Origin of the sequence: Pseudomonas mandelii (assembly GCF_006438925.1) — a bacterium.
In the GTDB taxonomy this organism is placed as follows: domain Bacteria; phylum Pseudomonadota; class Gammaproteobacteria; order Pseudomonadales; family Pseudomonadaceae; genus Aquipseudomonas; species Aquipseudomonas mandelii_C.
Genome location: NZ_RCZA01000003.1, coordinates 264,560 through 287,191, shown reverse-complemented (window position 1 = coordinate 287,191; position 22,632 = coordinate 264,560). Strand labels below are relative to the sequence as shown.

Genomic DNA, 22,632 nt, shown 5'->3' with positions numbered 1-22,632 from the left:
TCCTACTTCATTTTTTGGTCAGTTACCTACTTTATGTCACCTTTCAAAGGCCAAACCGGCCTCAAACGCATCCTCAACGCCTCCGGTTATTCGCTGGACGGTCTGCGCGCAGCCTTCACCGGCGAAGCGGCCTTTCGGCAACTGGTGTTGCTCAACGTCATATTGATTCCGCTGTCGTTCTTCCTGAACGTCAGTCGCGTCGAGCAGGCGTTGCTGATTGCAGTCTGCCTCCTGGCGTTGATTGTCGAATTGCTCAATTCGGCAGTGGAAGCGGCCATCGACCGCATTTCCCTTGAATTGCACCCGCTGTCCAAGAACGCCAAGGACATGGGCAGCGCCGCTCAGTTCGTAGCCTTGAGCATGATCGCGCTGGTCTGGGCGGTCATCCTGCTTTAAGCGATGGTAGGCAGGACGATCTCGTCGCTGCGCTGAACCCCTGCGGTGAAAGCGCGGCACAGGTCGAGGAATTCACGCATCGCCGACGTCTGATATTTCTGTTTGTGCCAGATGAAATAGAACTGCCGCGCCAGATCCAGATCCGGCGTCTCTACGGGCACCAGGCTGCCGCGGCGGAAGGCATCGCGCAGTGCCAGGCGAGAAATACAGCCAATCCCCAACCCGGACTCCACCGCACGCTTGATCGCTTCGGTGTGTTCCAGCTCCAGCCGGATATTCAGCGAGCTGCGATGGTGACGCATGGCCTGGTCAAAGGTCAGTCGCGTGCCAGAGCCCTGTTCCCGCAGAATCCAGGCCTCATGGGTCAGCTCTTCCATGGTCGCCGTGCCGCGCTTGGCCAGTGGATGCTGGGGCGCGCAGAACACCACCAGCTCATCCTCGACCCAGCTCTGCACTTCGATGTCCGGATGACTGCAGTCGCCTTCGATTAGACCCAGATCAATTTCATAGTGGGCGACCTGCTGCACAATGTTGGCAGTGTTCTGCACATGCAGCTTCACCTGGCTTTCCGGATGGCGCTGCATGAAGCTGCCGATCAGCAAGGTGGCCAGGTAATTGCCGATGGTCAGGGTCGCGCCGACCGCCAGAGAGCCGAATCCCGACTTGCCATTGAGCAAGTCTTCGATTTCTTTGGACTGGTCGAGCAGCGCCACCGCTTGCGGCAGCAGCTGTTTGCCGAGGGCGTTGAGGCTCAGCCGTTTGCCGGCGCGGTCGAACAGCTGACAGCTGGACTGACGCTCTAGCTCGGTGATCGAGGTGCTCGCCGCCGATTGCGAGAGGTTGAGCAGGCCCGCAGCACGGGATACGCTTTCCTGCTGGGCGACGGCGACGAATACTTGAAGTTGACGGAGAGTAAATCGCATATCGATATAACCGATAACCCTTATCTTAATAATCCAGTTAACAGATATTGTGGCTGCCATTAGAATGCGATGCAATTGCGCACAGCAGCTCATTTTTTGCAGAGCAGGCGCAGAGCATGCGCAGACAAAATCTCCAGGAGTCCCACGTACATGAGCAACATGAACCACGAGCGTGTCCTCAGTGTTCATCACTGGAACGACACTCTGTTCAGCTTCAAGTGCACCCGCGATCCGGGCCTGCGCTTCGAGAACGGTCAGTTCGTGATGATCGGCCTGCAACAGCCCAACGGCCGGCCGCTCATGCGCGCTTACTCGATTGCCAGCCCTAACTGGGAAGAGCATCTCGAGTTCTTCAGCATCAAGGTGCCTGATGGCCCGCTGACTTCCCAGCTGCAGCATTTGAAGGAAGGCGACGAGATCATCATCAGCAAGAAGCCTACCGGCACGCTGGTGCTGGATGACTTGAAGCCTGGCAAACATTTGTACCTGCTCAGCACCGGTACCGGTCTGGCGCCGTTCATGAGCGTCATCCAGGACCCGGAAACCTACGAGCGTTTCGAAAAAGTGATCCTGTGCCACGGCGTGCGTTACGTCAACGAAGTCGCTTACCGCGAGTTCATCACCGAGCACTTGCCGCAGAACGAGTTCTTCGGCGAGGCCCTGCGTGACAAGTTGATCTACTACCCGACCGTGACCCGCGAGCCGTTCGAGAACGAAGGTCGCCTGACCGACCTGATGCGCAGCGGCAAGCTGTTCAGCGACATCGGTCTGCCACCGATCAACCCGCAAGACGACCGCGCCATGCTGTGCGGCAGCCCGAGCATGCTCGACGAGACCAGCGAAGTGCTGAACAGCTTCGGCCTGAAAGTGTCGCCGCGGATGCGCGAGCCGGGTGATTACCTGATCGAGCGTGCGTTCGTCGAGAAGTAAGTACACGCAGCACCGAAAAGCCCCCATTGCCTGTGCAGGCAATGGGGGCTTTTTTATGTCCAATGCAGGTTGGAGGCGGGGATGACTTCCAGGACACGGATTACCCCGGCTTCGGGATAGTGCCAGCGCACGTCCAGGTCCCAGAACTGCGCGCCGTATTCCCGTTCGGGTGTAGGAATCTGGTACGCCGGACGTGGGTCTTGTGCAAGGCATTGCTCGATCAACTCCACCAGCGGTTCTTCGAGGCGCTGAGCATGGCCGTGAGCCTGTTGCAGCGCTGAGTCCGTCCACTGCACGGGAATCAACTGCGGCGCGGCGCTAGCGATGCTGTTGGCGGCCGTATCGATGATATCGGCGTAAGGCACGTAGGGTTTGATGTCGAGAATCGGCGTGCCGTCCAGTAGGTCGATGCCGGATATCCACAGGCGATTGGGTTCAACCTTGTCCAGCTTCACCACGGATTGGCCGATACCATTGGGCCGATGCGTCGCGCGGGTGGCGAACACACCCATGGATTTGTTACCGCCGAGACGAGGAGGGCGGACTTTCAGTCGTGGCTTTTCTTCCAGGGCCTGGTGAAACAGGAACAACAGCCACACGTGGCTGACCTGTTCCAGGCCTTGCACCGCATCGCCCTGATCGAACGGCGCCACCAGCTCCAGCACGCCGCGAGCGGCCGGAGCCAGTTGTGGCTGACGCGGGATGGCGAACTTCTCCTTGAAGCAGGAGCGCACGAAGCCGATGGGGGAAACGCTGTAGGTCATGGTCTGGGGTCGAGGCGGGGTGAGGGTGGGCATGATAACCCGAGCGACCGGAAGATCGGTGGTGCCTGTCAGTCCGCCATCGCGAGCAGGCTCGCTCCCACATTTGATCTGTGGCGGGCACAAATGTTGTGGTCGCAGCAGGCCCCTGTGGGAGCGAGCCTGCTCGCGATGGCCGCACCGCCAATCTAGAGACTGAATCCGCCATCCAGCGGAATGATATTCCCGGTCATGTAAGCGCCGGCCGTACTCGCCAGGCTGATCGCCAGTGCCGCCATCTCTTCCTCCCGGCCCCAGCGTTTCATCGGAATCAATGCCGTGTCGTCGGCCAACGCCTGCTCATCATTGCCGATGTGCTGAGTCATCTTGCTCGGAAAACGCCCCGGCGCGATGACGTTGACGTTGATGTGCTGGCTCACCAGCTCCCGCGCCAGAATCCGCGACAGTTGATGCAGGGCCGCCTTGCTAGGCCCGTAGGCATAAGCCTGCTCGCCGAAGGACGAAATGCCCGCCACTGAACCGATATTGATAATTCGTGCCGGATTCGCTGGCGAACCGGCCTTGCGCAGCAGCGGTAAAAACTGCTGAATGCAGTTGAACACCGAGGTCACGTTCAGCTGCATGACCTTTTCCCAGCCCTTGACCGGGTAGCTCTCCAGCGGCGCACCCCACGTAGTGCCGGCGTTGTTCACCAGAATATCCAGATGAGTGATCTGCTCGCCCAGTCGCGTAGCCAGTTCAAGTACGCCTTCTTCGGTGGCCAGGTTGGCCGTCACTGCGTGGCAACGACCGAATGCGCTCAATTCATCAGCCGTTTGCTGACAGGCTTCGGCATCCCGGGCGCAGACGTACACGGTGGCGCCAGCCTCGACATAAGCCTTGGCGATCATTTTGCCGATACCACGGGTGCCGCCGGTCACCAGAGCGGTGCGGCCTTGCAGGGAAAAGTACGGGTGCATGGCGAATCCTGAGAGCTGAGGGTCAATACACCCTAGTCGTCAGCCGCCGGAAGCGGAGCCACTATTTTTGCGAGGAATGAGCGGCCATATAGCCCTGTAGGAGCTGTCGAGTGCAACGAGGCTGCGATCTTTTGATCTTCGCTTTTAAAAGCAACATCAAAAGATCGCAGCCTCGTTGCACTCGACAGCTCCTACAGGTCAGATCCGCTTCACACGTTACTGCGGACGAACGCGTAGGGTCAGGCCCTTGAGGAAGTTGCGCAGCAACTGGTCGCCGCACGGACGGTAGTTGGTGTGGCCGAACTTGCGGAACAGCGCGCTCAGCTCAGGCTTGGACACCGGGAACTCGGAGGCCTTGAGGATGGCGTGCATGTCGTCTTCTTTCAGTTCGAAAGCCACACGCAGTTTCTTCAGGATGATGTTGTTGGTCACCGGCACTTCGATCGGCTGTGGCGGACGGCTTTCGTCCTTGCCGCGCTTGAAGGTCACCAGGCCGTCGAGGAAATGCGCCATGACTTCATCCGGGCAGCGTACGAAGCCTTCCTCGTCTTCCTCTTTCTTGTCGAGGTACGTCACCAGGTCTTCCAGGGTCACGTCCATGCCGCCGAGCTTGATGATCTCGATGACTTTCTTGTCGCTGATGTCGAGCATGTAGCGCACGCTGCGCAGTACGTCGTTATGAATCATGGTGTGCAATCCTGATATTCAGCAGTGGGCGCCGCATTAACAGCGGCGCCAAAATGTGTGGCGGCGTGAAAAGTCTTAGAACTTCTCTTTGCCGGACAGGTAGCGCCATCGCCCCAACGGCACTTTGCCGATGGACACGCCGCCAATGCGGATGCGGCGGATGGCGACAACCTTCAGGCCTACGGCCTGGCAGAACAGGGCGATGACACCCGGTTGTGGGTTCTTCATCGCAAAACGCAGGCGGTTTTCGTTCTGCCAGCTGGCTTTGACCGGCGGCAGTTCCTTGCCCTTGTAGGTCAGGCCGTGGTTCAGGCGGTTGAGGCCGTGAGCCACCATGTCGCCTTCAACTTCGACCACATACTCTTGCTCGATCTTGGCGGAGTCGGCAGTGAGTTTGCGCAGGATCTTCCAGTCCTGGGTGAACACCAAAAGACCGCTGGCGTTGGCCTGCAGGTCGGTGCTGGCGGTCAGGCGCAGGAAGTGGCCCTTGAGCGGACGTTTGCTGAAGCGGTGTTCTTCGCTCAAGGTCTCGGCGCTGATCGTTGCCATGGCCGTTTCCGCATCCATGCCCACGGGCACGTTCAGCAGGATGGTCACCGGTTCCGGCGCAGTGGCCTTGGCTTCAGGATCAAGCTCGACTTTCTGGTTTTCGACCTTGAACTGCGGCTCGTCGATGACTTCACCGTCCACGGTGACCCAGCCTCCCTCGATGAACAGCTCAGCCTCCCGACGGGAACAGCCGACGAGTTCGATGAGGCGTTTGGAGAGACGAATCGGGTCAGTCATGACAGGGCCGTAACAAAAAAGGGGTGTGCATTGTACCTGCCTGGCGCCGGTTAATCGCGGGTCCATTTGCGCCGTATAGCTTTTTGTGGGAGCGAGCCTGCTCGCGAAGGCGTCATCAGCTTCAACATCAATGTTGATTGATAGGCCGCTTTCGCGAGCAGGCTCGCTCCCACAAGGGTTTCATGGTGTGTCAACCATTGCGCGTCAACCTTTGGGTCTGGCGCAAACGCATATGCAGCAACGGATAAGGCTGGCCCATGCCGTCATGCTCGGAGCGACCGATCACCTCGAAGCCCTGTTTGAAGTAGAAGCCCAAGGCTTGCGGGTTCTGTTCGTTGACGTCCAGTTCATCGGCATTCAGGTGTTCCATCGCATAGCGCAGCAACTGCTTGCCCAGGCCTTGACCCCGGTGAGCCGGGTCGATGAAGAGCATTTCGACCTTGCCCGCGGCGACTCCGGCGAACCCGGTAATGCGCTGGCGCGGGTCTTTGGTGCAGATCAGCATCACCGCATCGAGGTAGCGCGTCAGCACCAGGTTCTTCAGCAGTTCGATGTAGCTGTCCGGCAGAAAGTCATGGGTGGCGCGCACCGAGGCTTCCCAGACCTGAGTGAGTTCTTCGTAGTCGCTCTGTTTCGGCGTGTGGATGACCGAATGTTGGCGCATGGCCGGCTGCCCCTTTTCCTGTGGATGTCGAGAATCCTTTCCTCACAAAACGATAGACGTAAAAAAGCCCCGCATCTCGTCAAGAGAGCGGGGCTTTTCGTATTTTTTTTGTTTAGATCTGTTCAGCCCACAGGTCGTATTCGTCGGCGTCGGTCACTTTGCACCAGACTTTATCGCCTGGTTTGAGGTTGCTGCCGTTGTCGATGAACACGTTGCCGTCGATTTCCGGGGCATCGAAGAAGCAGCGGCCGACCGCACCTTGCTCGTCGACTTCATCGACCAATACTTCGATTTCACGGCCAACGCGCATTTGCAGACGCGCCGAGCTGATGGCTTGCTGGTGCGCCATGAAGCGGTCCCAGCGGTCTTGCTTGACGTCGTCCGGCACGATGGCCGCGTCCAGCAGGTTGGCCGGTGCGCCTTCGACCGGCGAGTACTGGAAGCAGCCGACGCGGTCGAGTTGCGCTTCGGTCAGCCAGTTCAGCAGGTACTGGAAGTCTTCTTCGGTTTCGCCGGGGAAGCCGACGATGAAGGTCGAACGGATAATCAGGTCCGGGCAGATTTCGCGCCAGTTCTTGATACGGGCCAGGGTCTTGTCTTCGAAGGCCGGGCGTTTCATTGCTTTCAGGACTTTCGGGCTGGCGTGCTGGAACGGGATGTCCAGGTACGGCAGGATTTTCCCGGCGGCCATCAGCGGAATCAGCTCGTCGACGTGCGGGTACGGGTAAACATAGTGCAGACGAACCCAGACGCCGAGGGTGCTCAGGGCTTCGCAGAGTTCGGTCATGCGGGTTTTCACCGGCGCGCCGTTCCAGAAACCGGTGCGGTATTTCACGTCGACGCCGTAGGCGCTGGTGTCTTGCGAGATCACCAACAGCTCTTTGACGCCGGCTTTGACCAGGCGCTGAGCCTCGTCCAATACATCACCGACCGGGCGGCTGACCAGTTTGCCGCGCATCGACGGGATGATGCAGAAGCTGCAGCTGTGGTTGCAGCCTTCGGAAATCTTCAGGTAGGCGTAGTGGCGCGGGGTCAGCTTGATGCCTTGCGGCGGCACCAGGTCGATCAGCGGATTGTGATCCTGACGCGGCGGCACCGCGTCGTGCACGGCGTTGACCACTTGCTCGTATTGTTGCGGACCGGTCACGGCCAGGACGCTTGGGTGTACCTTGCGAATGTTGCCTTCTTCGACGCCCATGCAGCCGGTCACGATGACCTTGCCGTTTTCCTTGATGGCTTCGCCGATCACTTCAAGCGATTCAGCCTTGGCCGAGTCGATGAAGCCGCAGGTGTTGACCACCACGACATCGGCGTCCTCGTAAGTGGACACGACGTCATAGCCTTCCATGCGCAGCTGGGTAAGGATGCGCTCGGAGTCGACCAGTGCTTTGGGGCAACCCAGGGATACGAAGCCAACCTTTGGATTGGCTGGCGCAGGAGTGGTGGACATGTCTAACCTCGGTATTTGTGACGCCTCCAGCCGAAGACGGCAAGGCGACAGACGGGCGCTTTGCTGCGCCTCTGATCAAAAAGTGCGCAATTCTAGCGATGAGAGGCGCACTTGACCAGCTTTATGCAGGGAAATACGACGAGTGCTGCGCTATGCTTCGCGCCGTTACGCTTTACCGAATTTTTACAGTCAACAAAACGTCTGTAACGTTAAGTAAAACAGCGCATGCTGCACGGCAAAGCATAGTGCTTCTTATAAGAAGTCCGGGTTTGAGTAGTAGGAGTTTTGGATGGGGCAGGCAAGTAGTCAGACGGCGGGCTCTGAGCATTCGGCGGCAAAGCCGATCGGCATGCTGGTCGCGGCGGTCGGGGTGGTTTATGGCGATATCGGCACGAGCCCGCTGTACACCCTCAAAGAAGTGTTTTCCAGTGCCTATGGCGTGCCCGTCAATCATGACGGCGTGCTGGGGATTCTGGCGCTGATCTTCTGGTCGCTGATCTGGGTCGTGTCGATCAAGTACATGATGTTCGTACTGCGCGCCGACAACCAGGGCGAAGGCGGGATCATGGCCTTGACCGCTTTGGCTCGACGGGCCGCAGCGGGGCATCCGAAGTTGCGTAGTTTGCTGGTGGTCTGCGGGCTGATCGGCGCGGCGTTGTTCTACGGCGACAGCATGATCACCCCGGCGATTTCCGTGCTCTCGGCGATTGAAGGCCTGGGGCTGGCATTCGACGGCATCGACCATTGGGTGGTGCCGCTGTCGTTGGTCGTGCTGGTGGCGCTGTTCCTGATTCAGAGTCACGGTACCGCGCGGATCGGCATTCTGTTCGGGCCGATCATGGTCACCTGGTTTGTGGTGCTGGGGGCGCTGGGTGTCTATGGCATTCTGCAGCACCCGGAAGTGTTGCACGCGATGAACCCTATGTGGGGCGTGCGCTTCTTCATGGACCACCCGGGCATGGGCGTGACGATCCTCGGCGCGGTGGTGCTGGCGTTGACCGGTGCCGAAGCGCTGTACGCCGACATGGGCCACTTCGGTCGCAAGCCGATCGCCCGTGCATGGTTCATCCTTGTGCTGCCGGCACTGGTGCTGAACTACTTCGGCCAGGGGGCGCTGCTGCTCGGTGATCCGGAAGCCGCGCGCAACCCGTTCTACCTGCTGGCACCGAGCTGGGCGCTGATTCCATTGGTAGGATTGTCGACCATGGCCACGGTGATTGCCTCCCAAGCAGTGATTTCCGGTGCGTTCTCCCTGACCCGTCAGGCGATCCAGCTCGGTTACATTCCGCGCATGCACATTCGGCACACTTCCAGCGCCGAACAAGGCCAGATCTACATTGGCGCGGTGAACTGGGCGCTGATGGTCGGCGTGATTCTTCTGGTGTTGGGTTTCGAATCCTCCGGCGCGCTGGCCTCGGCCTATGGTGTGGCGGTGACTGGCACCATGCTGATGACCACCATTCTGGTGTCGGCGGTGATATTGCTGCTGTGGAAATGGCCTCCGGTCCTCGCGGTTCCGCTGTTGCTCGGTTTCCTCTTGGTGGACGGTCTGTATTTCGCTGCCAACGTGCCGAAAATCATTCAGGGCGGGGCGTTCCCGGTGATCGCCGGTATCGTGCTATTTGTGCTGATGACCACCTGGAAGCGCGGCAAGCAATTGCTGGTTGATCGTCTCGACGAGGGTGGCTTGCCGCTGCCGATCTTCATCAGCAGCATCGCCGTGCAACCGCCGCATCGCGTTCAGGGCACCGCCGTGTTTCTGACCGCGCGCCCGGACGCCGTACCCCACGCGCTGTTGCATAACCTGCTGCATAACCAGGTGCTGCACGAGCAAGTGGTGCTGCTGACGGTGGTGTACGAAGACATCCCGCGGGTGCCGGCATCACGGCGTTTCGAGGTGGATGCCTACGGCGAAGGTTTCTTCCGGGTGATCCTGCACTTCGGCTTCGTCGACGAGCCGGACGTGCCGCAAGCGCTGAAGCTGTGTCATCTCGAGGACCTGGACTTCAGTCCGATGCGCACCACCTACTTCCTCAGCCGCGAGACGGTCATCGCTTCCAAACTCGAAGGCATGGCCCGCTGGCGTGAGGCGTTGTTCGCCTTCATGTTGCAGAACGCCAACGGCAATTTGCGCTTCTTCAATCTGCCGCTGAACCGGGTCATTGAACTGGGGACGCAGGTAGAGATGTAAGCCACAAAAAAAGCCCCCGTTGCCATGAAGGCAGCGGGGGCTTTTTCGTGGGCTGGACTCAGATCACTCTTGAGCCGCCGTCTCCTTCGCTTGTCGCTTCTCGATGATATCCACCAACCGCTGCGCCAGTTTCGGGTAGTTCTCGTCGAAGTGATGACCGCCAGGCAATTTCATCGCCTCGCCCACTGCGGTCTTGTCGGTACAGCCGCTCTCGTCGACTTCCTCTTCACCGTAGATGCACACCACTTTCTCCGGCGGCAGCTTGGCCATTTCCGGGCCGGTGGCGGCTTCTTTGCCGGCGTTGCCGAGCCAGCCTTCTACTTCGATTTCGAAGCTGCCGGTGCGGGCGAAGGCCAGCAGGATAATTGCGTCGACGCGTTGCTGCTCCGATGGCTCCAGGCGGTTGTAGATCGCTGGCAGGACGTCGGCGCCGAACGAGTAACCGGTCAGGATGAAGCGCTTGGAGCCCCATTTCTGCCGGTAGTGCTGCATCAGCTCGGCGAGGTCCAGGGCGCTTTGCTCGGGGCTCTTGTGTTGCCAGTAGTAGCGCAGGGTGTCGATGCCGACGACCGGGTAGCCGATCTTCGCCATCTCGCCCGCTACGTCGCGGTCAAGGTCGCGCCAGCCGCCGTCACCGGACAGGAACAGGGTCACGGTGTCCTTGGCCTGGCCGGCGGGCACTTCGACTACCGGAATCTGCAGGCCGCCAGAAGCTTTGTCGCCACCCACGAGGATCTTGCGCAGCTCGTTGTTCAGCACTTGCGGCAGGTTGATGTCGTAGTCGCTGATGCTGGTTTCGGCGTTGGGTTGGTCTCGCACGAAGCCGGCGCTGGTGTCGTCCGGGTTGTCGTTCCAGGCCACCAGCCAGTGCCCGTGAGCGGCGCTTTTCGGTAGCAGGTGGGTGCAGCCTGGTTTTTCCAGGGCCAGGTCCACCGAGACGGCCTGGGCCTTGTCGCTCTTCTGCTCGGACAACCAGCGCCATGCCAGCACGGCGCCAGGGCCGATGCCGCTGACCAGGGTCGCCGGGCCTTTGAGTTCTCTCAGGGCTGATTGCAGGGCGCGACTTTGCAGCAGGCAGTCTTTGGGCAGGATCACCTGAACAATCTGCGCCGAACCGGTGCGGCTCAGGGTCATCAACTGTTTGTTGCTGAGCTTCTGGTCTTCATTGACCGCCACCAGTACCTGGGCGCGTGGCGTGTTGCCGGGGATGACACGGGTCATCGCGGCGCCATTGGCCGGCGTCAGCTGTTCGAGGGTCGGTTCGGGCGCCGGGCGTTTCAGGTACCAGTAACCGCCACCGAGAATCAGGGCCAGCACTACCAGTGTGGCCAGTACGTACCGCAAGGAGCGTTGAATCATCAGCGTTTCACCAATCCAGTCAAGCCGCCCGCAATCAGGGCAGCAGTGTCGGCCAGGGCAACCAGCGGATCGAGTCCGGCGGGCACGGCCATATAACGGGGTTCCCAGTCTGGCTGGAACTTGTCTTTGAAGCGGCGCAAGCCTTGGAAGTTGTAGAGCTGCTCACCACGGCGGAAAACCATCGAGCCCAGACGCTGGGTCAGTGGTGCGCCACGACGGGGTTGCAACCCCGACAACGGCACCATGCCCAGGCTGAAGCGCGCGTATCCATGATTTTTATAATGTTGAATCAGGCCGACCATCATGAACTCCATGGTCAGCTTGGGGGCATCCGGGTGTGCGCGCATCAGGTCGAGACTGGCCAGGTCATGGCCGTAGGTCTCGAGCAGGTTGGCGAACGCCACCGGACGCCCTTCGAAACGAATCACCGCGACGCGGAAATGCTTGATGTAGTCATCGCTGAAACGGCCGAGCGAGAAGCCTTTCTCGCGCACGTTCTTGCCGGTCAGCCAGGCATCGGAAATTACCTTGAGTTCTTCCATCGGTGCTTGCCCTGGATCAAAGATTTCCAGCGACAGGCCATCGCGAGTGCCGCGGTTCCAGGTGTAGCGCAGGTCTTTCATCTCTTTGCCTTTGGCCTCGAGATCAAAGCGAAGCAGATCGACCCGGGCTTCTTCGCCGAGCTTGATCGCGGTCAGGCCAATGTCCATGTAGTACGGCAGGTTCTCGGCGCGCACTTGGTAGAACACAGGACGGGCGTGGTGGATGTCGCAAAGGTCGCGGAACTGCCAAATCATTTCCGCCCGTTGCTGGGTCGGGCCGATCGGGTCATACAAAGCCACCAGGCTGCGACCACGGCGTGCGTACATCAGGAACGCCTGGTCGTTGGGGTGAAACAGCAGCGCCTTGTCACCGGTCAGGGCGAGGCCACCATCCGGTTGTGCGGAGGCCATCAGGATCTTTACCGCGCGGTCCAGTTCATCGGGCGTTGGCAGATGGATCACCGGGCGCGCGGTGCGCAGCAGCCAGGTCAGGGACACCACCACCAGCAGCACGGCGGCGCCGAGCAGCGAGCGCAAGCCACGCGGGGCATCGGCGTCGAGGGTGAACTGCCACCAGAGCTGATGGCTGTACGGGACGTCCTGATAGGCGAACAGCAACAGCCAGATCGACGCACCGAGTACGCACAGGCTCGCCACCAGATACAGCGGCGAGAACGGCACCTCGGTCAGACGACTGGGGCGATAGAACGAGCTGCGGAAAACCCCCAGTAAGCTCGCAGTCAGCGTCAGCAAGCAGGCTTCTTCCCAATCGAAGCCCTTGAGCAACGAGAGCAGGGCAGCGACCAGCAACAAGACGGTGGTCAACATCCAGGCGGCCGATAGTCGGCGGCGCAGCCCTTGAGCCAACAGCAAGCAAAGCACGCCGATCAGGCTGGCCCCGAAGTGCGAGGCGTCGACCAGTCGATGCGGGATCAGAAAGCCGATGTGTTCCAGGCGTGTGTCGATTTCCGGGGTGGCGCCGGAGAACAACAGCACCACGCCGGACAGAAATACCAGCACCGCCAGAATCGGCGCGGCCAGGCCGGACGCCACCCTTAAGGACTGACGCGATTGAAACAGGCGCTGACCTTCATTGATCAGCAGGAATACGCAGGCCACCAGCAACGGCAGCACCACGTAGATCAGGCGATAGAGCAGCAGGGCGGCAGCGAGTGGCGCGGCACCGAGTTTGTCGGAAAAGGCGGCCAGCAAAATCGCTTCGAACACCCCAACCCCGCCGGGAACGTGACTGAGCACCCCGGCGGCCAGTGCCAGCAGGTACACCAGCAGGAACGCGCCGAAGGGCGGCGCTTCAGGCAGCAACAGATAGAGCACGGTTGCCGCGGCGGCAACGTCCAAGGCCGTGATGATCAGTTGCAGGAACGTCAGGCGTCGGCCCGGCAGGCGCAAGGTGCGGCGTCCGACCTTGACCAGCAGGTTGTCCGGGTAAGGTTGCTCTGGCAGGCGGCGGCGGTAAATCCCGATGGCCAGTACGCTGAAGAGCAGCAAAACGGCCACGGCGATGGCGCCCAGCAACGTCTGGGACAGACCCAGGGCGGCAGAAGCGCCAGGCAGGTTGCTGAGGGTGGCGAGGGCGGCCAGTGGGGGCAGGGCGCAGCCGAGCGAGAGGCTGGCGAACAGCGTCATGTGAGCGACTTCAGAAGCGCCCAGACCATGACGTGCATATAAACGGTAGCGAACCGAGCCCCCCGAGAGCATCGAAAGGCCAATGGCATTGCCGATGGCGAATGCGGTGAACCCACCCAGAGCCAGGATTCGTGGCGCCAGTGTCACGCCTGCGTAGCGGCTGGCTGACCATTCATAGCCCAGCAGAATGATGAAGCCGACCACGGTCGCGCCCAGCGCGCCCAATAAGGCCGGTTTCGGAACGTCGAGAATCGAGTCGTGCAGAGCGTACAGATCGAGTTCGCTCAGCAGGTGGCGACAGGCAATCAGCGCGATAGCGAACAACAGCAAAGTGACTGCCAGGCCGATGGGCTGGCGATATTTGCTGATTCGATCAAGCAAGCGCAGACGCTCGGCCTTGATCGGTTGTGTCGCTGTGACGGTGTCTTGTGGATCAGACGAGTTGGCGCGCATCAATCACCTCTTGGATTGTGCGCGACAGGATGGGGGTATCCAGCCAAGTTACCAATCCCTGTAGAAAAAAATAATCACAAATATTAACGCCTCTCACCGGGTATCGGCGATGGTACGTCATCAGTCGTAGAAGGTTCTGTCTGTGGCTCAGCATAGTCTGGGCTCAGAACATCGGGGATCCCGAACGGCTCGGTACACAGTGGCAGATCATTGTTGCGAAAGGGCTTTTTCAGCAGATACAAAAAAGGCCACTCTTTCGAGTAGCCTTTTTTGATGTTTGGTTGCGGGAGCCGGATTTGAACCGACGACCTTCGGGTTATGAGCCCGACGAGCTACCAGACTGCTCCATCCCGCGTCTGTGTGGCGGCATTCTACAGGCGAACGCCGGAGTGTCAACCGTTAATCCTGAATAGGGTCAAATAAGCGTAAATGAACGGCGAACGGTCGTGAGAGAGACTTAAGTTTCGGAATCGGAACGATTTCTCGTTTCTGCATCGTCAGCCGTTACCCGCTCGTATCGATGCTTATATTTAAAAAAAGACGCGCACAAAAAAGGCCACTCTTTCGAGTAGCCTTTTTTGATGTTTGGTTGCGGGAGCCGGATTTGAACCGACGACCTTCGGGTTATGAGCCCGACGAGCTACCAGACTGCTCCATCCCGCGTCTGTGTGGCGGCATTCTACAGGCGAACGCCGGAGTGTCTACCGTTAATCCTGAATAGGGTCAAATAAACGTAAATGAGCGGCGAACGGCCGTGGGGGAGACTTAAGGCTCGGAATCAGAACGATTTCTCAATCCTGCACCGTCAGCCGTTACCCGCTCTTTTCTATCTTGTGTTTACAAAAGAGACGCGCACAAAAAAGGCCACTCTTTCGAGTAGCCTTTTTTGATGTTTGGTTGCGGGAGCCGGATTTGAACCGACGACCTTCGGGTTATGAGCCCGACGAGCTACCAGACTGCTCCATCCCGCGTCTGTGTGTCGGCATTCTACAGAGGATCGGCAGGCTGTCAACCTTCAACCCAGAGAAAACCTCTTCCCGTTCAATCGCTTAGCTTGAAAACAGGGCTGAGTGATGGGCTGTAAGGTCGGTGTGGCAAGGCTTTCAGCTCTATCGGGTGAAGCTTTTCGATTAAGAAAATAAATTCATAGGCACTTTTCCTACAAGTAGAAAAGAACATTCAGAGTACTGGTGCTATATACAGGTGTCAGTGAGATACTGCCGATCTGACTCGCCAGTACTCCATTTCTTCACCATGAACACTGCTTTTATATGACGCAGCGAAAAATCATCCACGTCGATTGTGACTGCTTCTACGCCGCCATCGAGATGCGTGACGACCCGCGCCTGGCCGGGAAGCCTCTGGCAGTGGGCGGTTCTGCGGATCGACGTGGAGTGATCGCCACCTGCAATTATGAGGCGCGGGCTTATGGGGTGCGCTCGGCCATGTCTTCCGGACATGCCATGAAGCTGTGCCCGGACCTGACCATCGTCAAGCCACGCATGGAGGCCTATAGAGAAGCCTCTAAAGAAATTCACACGATCTTTCGCGATTACACCGAGTTGATCGAGCCGCTTTCTCTGGATGAGGCCTACCTCGACGTATCGGACAGTGCGCATTTCGGTGGCAGCGCCACGCGGATCGCCCAGGACATTCGCCGTCGCGTCTCTAATCAACTACACATCACCGTTTCGGCGGGCGTTGCGCCGAACAAGTTTCTGGCCAAGATCGCCAGCGACTGGAAGAAGCCCAACGGCTTGTTCGTCATTACGCCGGATCAGGTCGAGGATTTTGTCAGTGGTTTGCCAGTGAGCAAGTTACACGGCGTTGGCAAAGTGACCGCAGATAAATTAGGCAGGCTTGGCATCGTCGATTGTTCGCATCTGCGCGAATGGGACAAGTTGGCGCTTGTGCGCGAATTCGGCAGCTTCGGCGAGCGACTCTGGAGCCTGGCTCGTGGGATCGATGACCGGTTGGTGCACAACGACAGTCGTCGGCAGTCGATCAGTGTCGAAAACACCTACGACGTGGACTTGCCGGATCTGGTGAGCTGCCTCGATAAATTACCCGAGCTACTGGAAACCCTGGCCGGCCGCATGGCGCGAATCGACAGCAGCTATCGACCGGGCAAGCCGTTCGTCAAAGTGAAATTCCATGACTTCACCCAGACCACTCTGGAGCAGGCCGGGGCAGGGCGGGATCTGGGGAGCTATCAGTTGTTGCTGACCCAGGCGTTCAATCGCGGCGGGAAACCGGTGCGGTTGCTGGGGATTGGGGTGCGGCTGGAGGATTTGCGGGGTGGGTTTGAGCAGATGGAGTTGTTTGAGCGTTGAAAGTCAAAAGCAAAAGATCGCAGCCTTCGGCAGCTCCTACATTGGAATGCGTCCTCTGTAGGAGTTGCCGAAGGCTGCGATCTTTTAAGGGGCTTTAATTCGGTCCCGGATCCGCTACCAGTCGCCCGGCATCCTTGGTCAATGACTTGAGGAATTCGGTCTGCAACTCAGGATCGTTGCGCGTCAGTTCGATCAGGCTCTGTTCCAGCTCGGTGGCTTCTTCTTCCAGGCCCAGTTCCGACAAACGTTTGACCCGGTGTACCCACTGGCTCACTTCGTCGTCTTCGAGGTCGTCGTAAATCAGCCCGTGAGCTTCAAGCAGCTTGCCACGCAAGGAGCTACTGACCGCCAGGGACGAGTTGGTATGCACGTCGTCCTGAGTATTCTGGACACTGATCAGCAGCCGGCTCAGATGATTGATGTCGTGTTCGGCGAACGGGCTGTCCAGCAGGTTCACGCGCAATACACCGTTTTTGTCGGTGCTCATCTCGAACGTTTCCTTGCCGGCCTTGACCTCAACCGGACGCTCGCTCCATGGCAGGCTTGAGTATTCGGTGCGCTTGTCGAGCTGGACCTCGTCGATTCCCGCCAGGTTCTGTTGCGCGCGACCATGAGACTGCACGTTCATGAACGGGTTGAGCCCGGCGAAACCGTAGCTCAACCAGTCTTTCGTCACGCTGTCCGGCAGGTTGCCGAGGGCGAACACGTTGACCACGTTCGCACCGACACCGGCCACCACGGCCACCGCACCCAGCGGGATCTCGTAAGCCTCCCGCCAGGGTTGGTAAGGCGTGTAGCGGTCGTAGTGGCGTGTGACTTCGAATTCGGTGACTTCGAAAGTCTTCTGCTCGTGGATCTTCACCCGACGTTGCGGCAGCTCAAGCACCTTGGGCTCGCCGACATCAATCTGCAGGCTGTGATCGAGCAATTTACGCTCGACACGTTCCTCGTGCTCGCTGCGTTGTGACATGTGATTGGCACAGCCGCTGACCAGCAGGGTGCCGCACAGGGCGGCACCACCGAGGCCTAAGGTGTTTCGCTTGAACATGACTTCTCTATCTGGTGTCAGCGGCGGATACGGGACTGAAGGAAGGACAGCACGTCTGCGACCGGCAGCGCTTGCGCGTCGGGTTCGGTGCGGCTCTTGTATTCAAGATTGCCTTCGGCGAGGCCGCGGTCACTGACCACGATCCGGTGAGGAATGCCGATCAGCTCCATGTCCGCGAACTTGATGCCCGGGCTGGTTTTCTTGTCGCGGTCGTCCAGCAGTACTTCGAAGCCGGCGGCAGTCAATTCTGCATACAGCTTGTCGGTGGCTTCGCGAACCTGTTCGGTTTCATAGCGCAGCGGTACCAGAGCGATCTGGAACGGGGCCAGCGTGTCACTCCAGATGATCCCGTTGGCGTCGTTGTTCTGCTCGATGGCCGCAGCCACCACGCGGGAAACACCGATGCCGTAGCAACCCATTTCCAGGGTGACTGGCTTGCCATTCTCGCCCAGCACTTCGCACTTCATCGCTTTGCTGTACTTGTTGCCCAGCTGGAAGATGTGCCCGACTTCGATGCCGCGCTTGATTTCCAGGGTGCCCTTGCCATCTGGGCTCGGATCGCCGGCGACCACGTTGCGCAGGTCGGCAACGGTCGGAACCGGCAGATCACGCTCCCAGTTCACGCCGAAGTAGTGTTTGTCGTCGATGTTGGCGCCGATGCCAAAGTCGCTCATCAATTCGACGGAACGGTCGATGATGATTGGCAGCGGCAGATTCAACGGGCCCAGGGAGCCGGCGCCGGCGCCAATGGCGTCGCGCAGTTCGGCTTCGGAGGCCATGACCAGCGGGCTGGCAACGCCAGGCTGGTTGCCGGCCTTGATTTCGTTCAGCTCGTGGTCGCCACGGATGATCAGGGCAATCAGCTTGCCTTTCTCTTCAGCGTGAACCACCAGGGTCTTGATGGTCTTTTCAATCGGCAGGTTGAAGCCTTCGACCAGTTGCGCAATGGTCTTGGCGTTCGGCGTGTCGACCAGGCGCAGCTCTTCGGCAGGTGCGGCGCGAGAAGTTTCCCGTGGCACGGCTTCGGCTTTCTCGATGTTCGCCGCGTAGTCGGAACCGTTGCTGAAGACGATATCGTCTTCGCCGGATTCGGCCAGCACGTGGAACTCGTGGGAGCCAGCACCACCGATCGAGCCGTTGTCGGCTTCAACCGGGCGGAATTTCAGGCCCAGACGGGTGAACACGTTGCAATACGCCTGGTGCATACGGTCGTAGGTGACCTGCAGCGATGGCTGGTCAGCGTGGAAGGAGTAGGCGTCCTTCATGATGAATTCGCGACCGCGCATCAAACCGAAGCGTGGACGGATTTCGTCACGGAATTTGGTCTGGATCTGGTACAGGTTGATCGGCAGCTGTTTGTAGCTGCTCAACTCGTTGCGCATCAGATCAGTGATGACTTCTTCGTGAGTCGGGCCGGCGCAGAAATCGCGACCGTGGCGATCCTTGAAACGCAACAATTCAGGGCCGTATTCTTCCCAGCGACCGGATTCCTGCCACAGCTCAGCCGGTTGGGTGCTCGGCATCAACACTTCGAGAGAGCCCGCGGCGTTCATTTCTTCACGAACGACGGCTTCGACCTTGCGCATCACTCGCAAGCCCATCGGCAGCCAGGTGTACAGGCCCGAGGCGAGTTTGCGGATCATGCCGGCGCGCAGCATCAGCTGATGGCTGATCACGACCGCGTCGGAAGGCGTTTCTTTCTGTGTGGCGAGCAAAAATTGACTGGTGCGCATGGTTGGCCGTTGTCGGTTGCTGATGACGAGAAATGACGGAGCATTGTACGGGCGAGATCTGCTGGCGTACAGGCGTGCGGTCGGCGGGGTGTGGCGGGAGGGCGGGAACCCCCGCGCCCTCTGCGCTGCTTCCTGCTTGAGAGCCTACGATTCTTCCGCGATCTGGGTCGGAACCGGTTCTGGTGCTGGCGTTGGCGTCGGCGTCGGGCCTTCGCGGCGGCTTTCCTGGAACCAGTGCAGCGCGATCAACAGCAGCGTCGGAACGCCCAGCAGGGCAGTGATCAGGAAGAAATTGTGATAACCGAATTTCTCCACCATGACCCCCGAGTAGCCGCCGATCAGGCGTGGCAGCAAGAGCATGATCGAGCTGAGCAGGGCGTACTGGGTCGCGGAGAACTTCAAGTTGGTCAGGCTCGACAGGTAGGCGACAAACGCCGAGGTCGCCAGGCCCGAACTGAAGTTATCCAGGGAAATGGTGAGGATCAGCATGTTCAGGTTGGCGCCCATGTCGGCGAGCATCAGGAACAGCAGGTTGGTGCCGGCTGATGCAATGCCGCCGATAAGCAGAATCGGCAAGATGCCGAAGCGCACAATCAGCAGGCCGCCCATGCCGGCGCCGACCAGGGTCATGATCAGGCCAAAGACTTTGCTGACGCTGGCAATCTGATCCTTGGTGAAGCCTTGGTCGATGTAGAACACGTTAGCCATCACGCCCATGACCGTATCGGACATCCGATAGGTGGCGATCAGCCCGAGCAGCAGGAACGCTTGCCAGCGGTAGCGCAGAATGAAGTCGTTGATCGGCGTCAGCACCGGTGCCAGGCCGCGGCGGCCAATGGCCGACAGGCACAGCGCGGTGAGCGTGGTGTAGAGGATCGCTCGCAGGAACGCGCGGTCTTCGAGCAGCAGGTTGAGCAGGCTCACGCCTTGGAACAGCACGCTGGCAAAATCGGTGTTGTACAACTGGGTGAACATGGCCGGCACGGAAACCAGCAGCACGATCAGCACAAACACCGATGCCAGTTGATGCACAAAGCTGTAGCGCCCGGCCTGAAGCTGCGTGCGCAGCGGCACCGGCGGTTCGCGCATGAAAAAGGAGGTCAGCAGCGCCGGAACCATCAAGACGCCGAACAGGATGTAGGTACCGGCCCATGCCGAATGCTTATAGTTGAAACCGGTGGAGCCGAAGCCTTCAGCGAAGAACAGGGCGCCGGCGGTGGCCAGCAGCGCGGCGATCCGATAACCAGACATGTAACTGGCGGCGAGGGCGGCCTGACGGGTATCGTCGGCGATTTCCAGACGATAGGCGTCGACCGCGATGTCTTGCGTCGCCGAAGCGAAGGCGACAACCACAGCAATAGCGATCAGCCAGGACAAATGCTTTTGCGGGTCGCAGAAACCCATCCCGACCAGGCCGAGGATGACCAGCGCCTGGGAAAGCACCAGCCAGGAACGTCGGCGACCGAGCTTGCCGAGAAATGGCAGGCGCCATTGGTCGAGCAGCGGTGACCAGACCCATTTAAAGGCGTAGGCCAGGCCGATCAGGCTTGCATAGCCAATGGTTTCGCGAGCCACACCGGCTTCGCGCAGCCAGACCGAAAGTGTCGAAAACACCAACATGTAGGGCATGCCGGCGGCGAAACCAAGCAGCAACAGTACAAGCGTCGAGGGGCTGGCATAGGCGGCGAGCGCGGCGCGCCAGGTTTTACGGGGCATGGGCTGGAGTCTGCCTCAAGAAATACGGAAACAAAGCGCGCACTCTAACCGCTGTGCTCTACCGGGCGCCAGCCATGGCGCTGAATATCAACACGATTGTTCAGGATACTGATGCCCTCCATGCGCAAGCGTGCGCGTTGTTCATCCCCCGACGGGCTGCCCGCAGGCAGGCTGATACGCCCGCCGGCGGCGAGCACGCGGTGCCAGGGTAATTTGCTGTCGCCCGGCAGTTGGCTCAGCGTCCGCCCGACGAAACGGGCGGCGCGACCCAGTCCCGCCAACTCGGCGAGCTGACCGTAACTCACGACTTTGCCCTCTGGGACTTGCGCCAGAGTCAGGTACAGCGCCGTGCGTCGGATTTGCGCCGGACTATCGGTTTCAGCGGTTGAGTCGGTCACGTCGGCAGTTCCTGAAAAAGTTCGCCTTACCGTCTGTAGAGTAAATCCTGGATCACCTATTGAGAAATGAACTCAATAGAAATAGTCGGGTCAGTCCTTGCTAGGGTCTTATTCGTATGGATAATGCCGACTTTTTTTCGCAAACTTGAGCCTGTATTTGCTTATGTTGTCCAGAACCCTGCTGTGCCTTGCTGTCGTCAGTGCCTCCACGCCTTTGCTCGCCGATACCGTCTGGTTGAAGAACGGTGACAAGCTGAGCGGCAAGATCACTGTTTTCGATGGCGGCAAGCTGTTGATCCAGACCGAGTACGCCGGTGCCGTCCCGATCGACTGGAAGCAGGTTAAAACCCTGGAAAGCGATCAGGAATTGCTGGTCAAGCAGGATGCCTACACCGGCGAAAAGGCCAAGGCGCTGCATGCGGCAGAAGACGGCAAGGTCACCCTGGCTAACGGCGAGACGCCCAAGACTGTGGAGCTGGCGAGCATTCAGCAGATTCTCAAGCCCAAGCCTGTCGTCGAAGATTTGGTGTGGAAGGGGAATGTCGATGCCGCGCTGGATTATCAGCGGGCCGAGAAAGACACCGACGATTACGATATCGACTTCAAGACCACTGCGCGTCATGGTAGATGGCGACACACCGCAGAAGGCGAGTACAACCGCGAGTTTCAGGATGGCGTGGTCACTACCGACAACTGGCGGGGCGAATACTCGCTCGACCGCTTCCTGACCGAGAAGTGGTTCTGGCAGGGTCGCGCAGTCTATAAGCGCGACAAGGTCGAAGAGCTCTCTCGTCAGCGCACCGTCGGTACCGGTCCGGGTTACCAGTTCTGGGATAACGAGCTGGGCGCATTCTCGCTGGGCTCGCTGGTCAACCGCACGGACTATGAGTTCGCTGACGGCAGCAAAGAAAACTTCTATTCCGTGGCGATGAAGTGGGATTACAACCGCTACCTGATCGGCAAGAAGGTGGAGTTCTTCACGAACGGCGAAGTGGGTAAGCCGTTGTCGGGCGTGGCGGATTACGCGCTCGATGCCGAAATGGGCTTGCGCTACAAAGTGACCGAATGGGCGTCGCTTAACCTGAAGGCCGAGAGAGATATCATTAGCGGCACCGACGATGCTGATTTGGACAAGACCCGGTACACCGCAGGGTTTGGCGTGGCCTGGTAAGCGCCGCTTAAAGAGCAAAAGATCGCAGCCTTCGGCAGCTCCTACATTGGATTGACATACATCCTGTAGGAGCTGCCGAAGGCTGCGATCTTTTTTTGCGTAGCAAAAACATACGCCCACAAAAAAGCCCCGCTTTTGAGGGCGGGGCTTTTTACTAAAGCAAGTACAAGTTAGATAACTTGAACTTCTTCAGCTTGCATGCCTTTCTGACCGCGGGTAGCGATGAAAGAAACCTGTTGGCCTTCTTTCAGGCTTTTGAAGCCGTCGGATTGGATAGCTTTGAAGTGAACGAACAGGTCGTCACCGGATTGTGGAGTGATGAAGCCGAAGCCTTTTTCATCGTTGAACCACTTAACGGTACCAGTTTGGCGATTAGACATGGTGTAACTCCTTGAACAAAGATAACTGCGACGCAGGAAGAACCCTGGCCGAGACTGAGTGCAAAGAGCAGGAAAAATTCTTGTAGATGGTTGGATCGAAATTCA

At 59.2% G+C, this 22,632-nt stretch carries 19 protein-coding genes and 3 tRNA genes; 5 read left to right on the top strand and 17 right to left on the bottom strand.

Annotation, left to right across the window (positions count from 1 at the left end):
- Positions 1–33 precede the first annotated feature (33 nt).
- Entirely contained in the window at positions 34–396 is a 363-nt protein-coding gene (locus tag EAH74_RS08405) for a diacylglycerol kinase (RefSeq protein WP_008010143.1), read from the top strand.
- Here the strand turns inward: EAH74_RS08405 and EAH74_RS08400 are convergent.
- Positions 393–1,319: a LysR family transcriptional regulator gene (locus EAH74_RS08400; RefSeq protein ID WP_008153977.1), complete on the bottom strand. Its 927-nt coding sequence runs from the start codon at positions 1,317–1,319 to the stop codon at positions 393–395. The genes EAH74_RS08405 and EAH74_RS08400 overlap by 4 nt on opposite strands.
- 150 nt (positions 1,320–1,469) lie before the next feature.
- On the opposite strand from EAH74_RS08400, the gene fpr reads away from it, so the two are divergent.
- On the top strand, positions 1,470–2,249 hold the full coding sequence (gene fpr, locus EAH74_RS08395; protein ID WP_003443014.1) for a ferredoxin-NADP reductase: 780 nt from the start codon (positions 1,470–1,472) through the stop codon (positions 2,247–2,249).
- A gap of 53 nt (positions 2,250–2,302) precedes the next feature.
- Here fpr and tsaA read toward each other — a convergent pair whose 3' ends face one another.
- The 6 genes from tsaA to rimO all read right to left on the bottom strand — a co-directional run bounded on the left by tsaA (position 2,303) and on the right by rimO (position 7,556).
- A complete protein-coding gene (gene tsaA, locus EAH74_RS08390; RefSeq protein WP_140677955.1) occupies positions 2,303–3,013 on the bottom strand; it encodes a tRNA (N6-threonylcarbamoyladenosine(37)-N6)-methyltransferase TrmO in 711 nt (236 codons plus the stop codon).
- Between the two features lie 185 nt (positions 3,014–3,198).
- The gene (locus tag EAH74_RS08385) at positions 3,199–3,969 is read right to left on the bottom strand and encodes an SDR family oxidoreductase (protein WP_140677603.1); all 771 of its coding nucleotides are present in this window, start codon (positions 3,967–3,969) and stop codon (positions 3,199–3,201) included.
- A 216-nt stretch (positions 3,970–4,185) separates the two neighbouring features.
- Positions 4,186–4,656: a DUF1456 family protein gene (locus EAH74_RS08380; RefSeq protein WP_056739223.1), complete on the bottom strand. Its 471-nt coding sequence runs from the start codon at positions 4,654–4,656 to the stop codon at positions 4,186–4,188.
- Positions 4,657–4,731: 75 nt separating this feature from the next.
- Positions 4,732–5,442 (bottom strand): rRNA pseudouridine synthase, encoded by a 711-nt coding sequence (locus tag EAH74_RS08375; protein WP_140677601.1) that lies wholly within the window; start codon positions 5,440–5,442, stop codon positions 4,732–4,734.
- A 190-nt stretch (positions 5,443–5,632) separates the two neighbouring features.
- Positions 5,633–6,106: a GNAT family N-acetyltransferase gene (locus tag EAH74_RS08370; RefSeq protein WP_140677599.1), complete on the bottom strand. Its 474-nt coding sequence runs from the start codon at positions 6,104–6,106 to the stop codon at positions 5,633–5,635.
- A gap of 112 nt (positions 6,107–6,218) precedes the next feature.
- Positions 6,219–7,556: a 30S ribosomal protein S12 methylthiotransferase RimO gene (gene rimO, locus EAH74_RS08365; protein ID WP_010462684.1), complete on the bottom strand. Its 1,338-nt coding sequence runs from the start codon at positions 7,554–7,556 to the stop codon at positions 6,219–6,221.
- A 289-nt stretch (positions 7,557–7,845) separates the two neighbouring features.
- Here rimO and EAH74_RS08360 point away from each other — a divergent pair, with 289 nt between their 5' ends.
- A complete protein-coding gene (locus tag EAH74_RS08360; protein ID WP_140677597.1) occupies positions 7,846–9,747 on the top strand; it encodes a potassium transporter Kup in 1,902 nt (633 codons plus the stop codon).
- A gap of 63 nt (positions 9,748–9,810) precedes the next feature.
- On the opposite strand, the gene EAH74_RS08355 is transcribed toward EAH74_RS08360, so the two are convergent.
- The 5 genes from EAH74_RS08355 to EAH74_RS08335 form a co-directional block, all read right to left on the bottom strand.
- Positions 9,811–11,106, bottom strand: a complete 1,296-nt coding sequence (locus EAH74_RS08355) for a virulence factor family protein (protein ID WP_140677595.1) — start codon at positions 11,104–11,106, stop codon at positions 9,811–9,813.
- Entirely contained in the window at positions 11,106–13,748 is a 2,643-nt protein-coding gene (gene mprF / locus EAH74_RS08350; RefSeq protein ID WP_140677593.1) for a bifunctional lysylphosphatidylglycerol flippase/synthetase MprF, read from the bottom strand. Before mprF ends, EAH74_RS08355 begins: the two co-directional genes overlap by 1 nt.
- A 278-nt stretch (positions 13,749–14,026) precedes the next feature.
- A tRNA-Met gene (locus EAH74_RS08345) sits at positions 14,027–14,103 on the bottom strand.
- 231 nt (positions 14,104–14,334) lie between these two features.
- Positions 14,335–14,411 (bottom strand) — tRNA-Met (locus EAH74_RS08340).
- Between the two features lie 231 nt (positions 14,412–14,642).
- Positions 14,643–14,719, bottom strand: a tRNA-Met gene (locus EAH74_RS08335).
- A gap of 300 nt (positions 14,720–15,019) precedes the next feature.
- Here EAH74_RS08335 and dinB point away from each other — a divergent pair.
- Entirely contained in the window at positions 15,020–16,081 is a 1,062-nt protein-coding gene (gene dinB / locus EAH74_RS08330) for a DNA polymerase IV (RefSeq protein WP_140677591.1), read from the top strand.
- A gap of 94 nt (positions 16,082–16,175) precedes the next feature.
- On the opposite strand, the gene EAH74_RS08325 is transcribed toward dinB, so the two are convergent.
- From EAH74_RS08325 to EAH74_RS08310, 4 genes are all read right to left on the bottom strand, one after another.
- Complete coding sequence (locus EAH74_RS08325) at positions 16,176–17,129, bottom strand: hypothetical protein (RefSeq protein ID WP_123365892.1); 954 nt, start codon at positions 17,127–17,129, stop codon at positions 16,176–16,178.
- 17 nt (positions 17,130–17,146) lie between these two features.
- Positions 17,147–18,862, bottom strand: coding sequence for a proline--tRNA ligase (locus EAH74_RS08320; protein ID WP_123365893.1), 1,716 nt, complete (start codon positions 18,860–18,862; stop codon positions 17,147–17,149).
- Between the two features lie 144 nt (positions 18,863–19,006).
- Entirely contained in the window at positions 19,007–20,578 is a 1,572-nt protein-coding gene (locus tag EAH74_RS08315) for an AmpG family muropeptide MFS transporter (RefSeq protein WP_140677589.1), read from the bottom strand.
- Between the two features lie 44 nt (positions 20,579–20,622).
- Complete coding sequence (locus EAH74_RS08310; protein WP_123365895.1) at positions 20,623–20,976, bottom strand: MGMT family protein; 354 nt, start codon at positions 20,974–20,976, stop codon at positions 20,623–20,625.
- 163 nt (positions 20,977–21,139) lie between these two features.
- Between EAH74_RS08310 and EAH74_RS08305 the strand changes: the two genes are divergently transcribed.
- Positions 21,140–22,147 carry a DUF481 domain-containing protein gene (locus tag EAH74_RS08305; RefSeq protein ID WP_140677587.1) on the top strand — a complete coding sequence of 336 codons (1,008 nt, stop codon included), beginning with the start codon at positions 21,140–21,142 and terminating at the stop codon, positions 22,145–22,147.
- Between the two features lie 170 nt (positions 22,148–22,317).
- Here the strand turns inward: EAH74_RS08305 and EAH74_RS08300 are convergent, their stop codons facing one another.
- The gene (locus EAH74_RS08300; protein WP_002554837.1) at positions 22,318–22,527 is read right to left on the bottom strand and encodes a cold-shock protein; all 210 of its coding nucleotides are present in this window, start codon (positions 22,525–22,527) and stop codon (positions 22,318–22,320) included.
- Between the last annotated feature and the right edge of the window lie 105 nt (positions 22,528–22,632).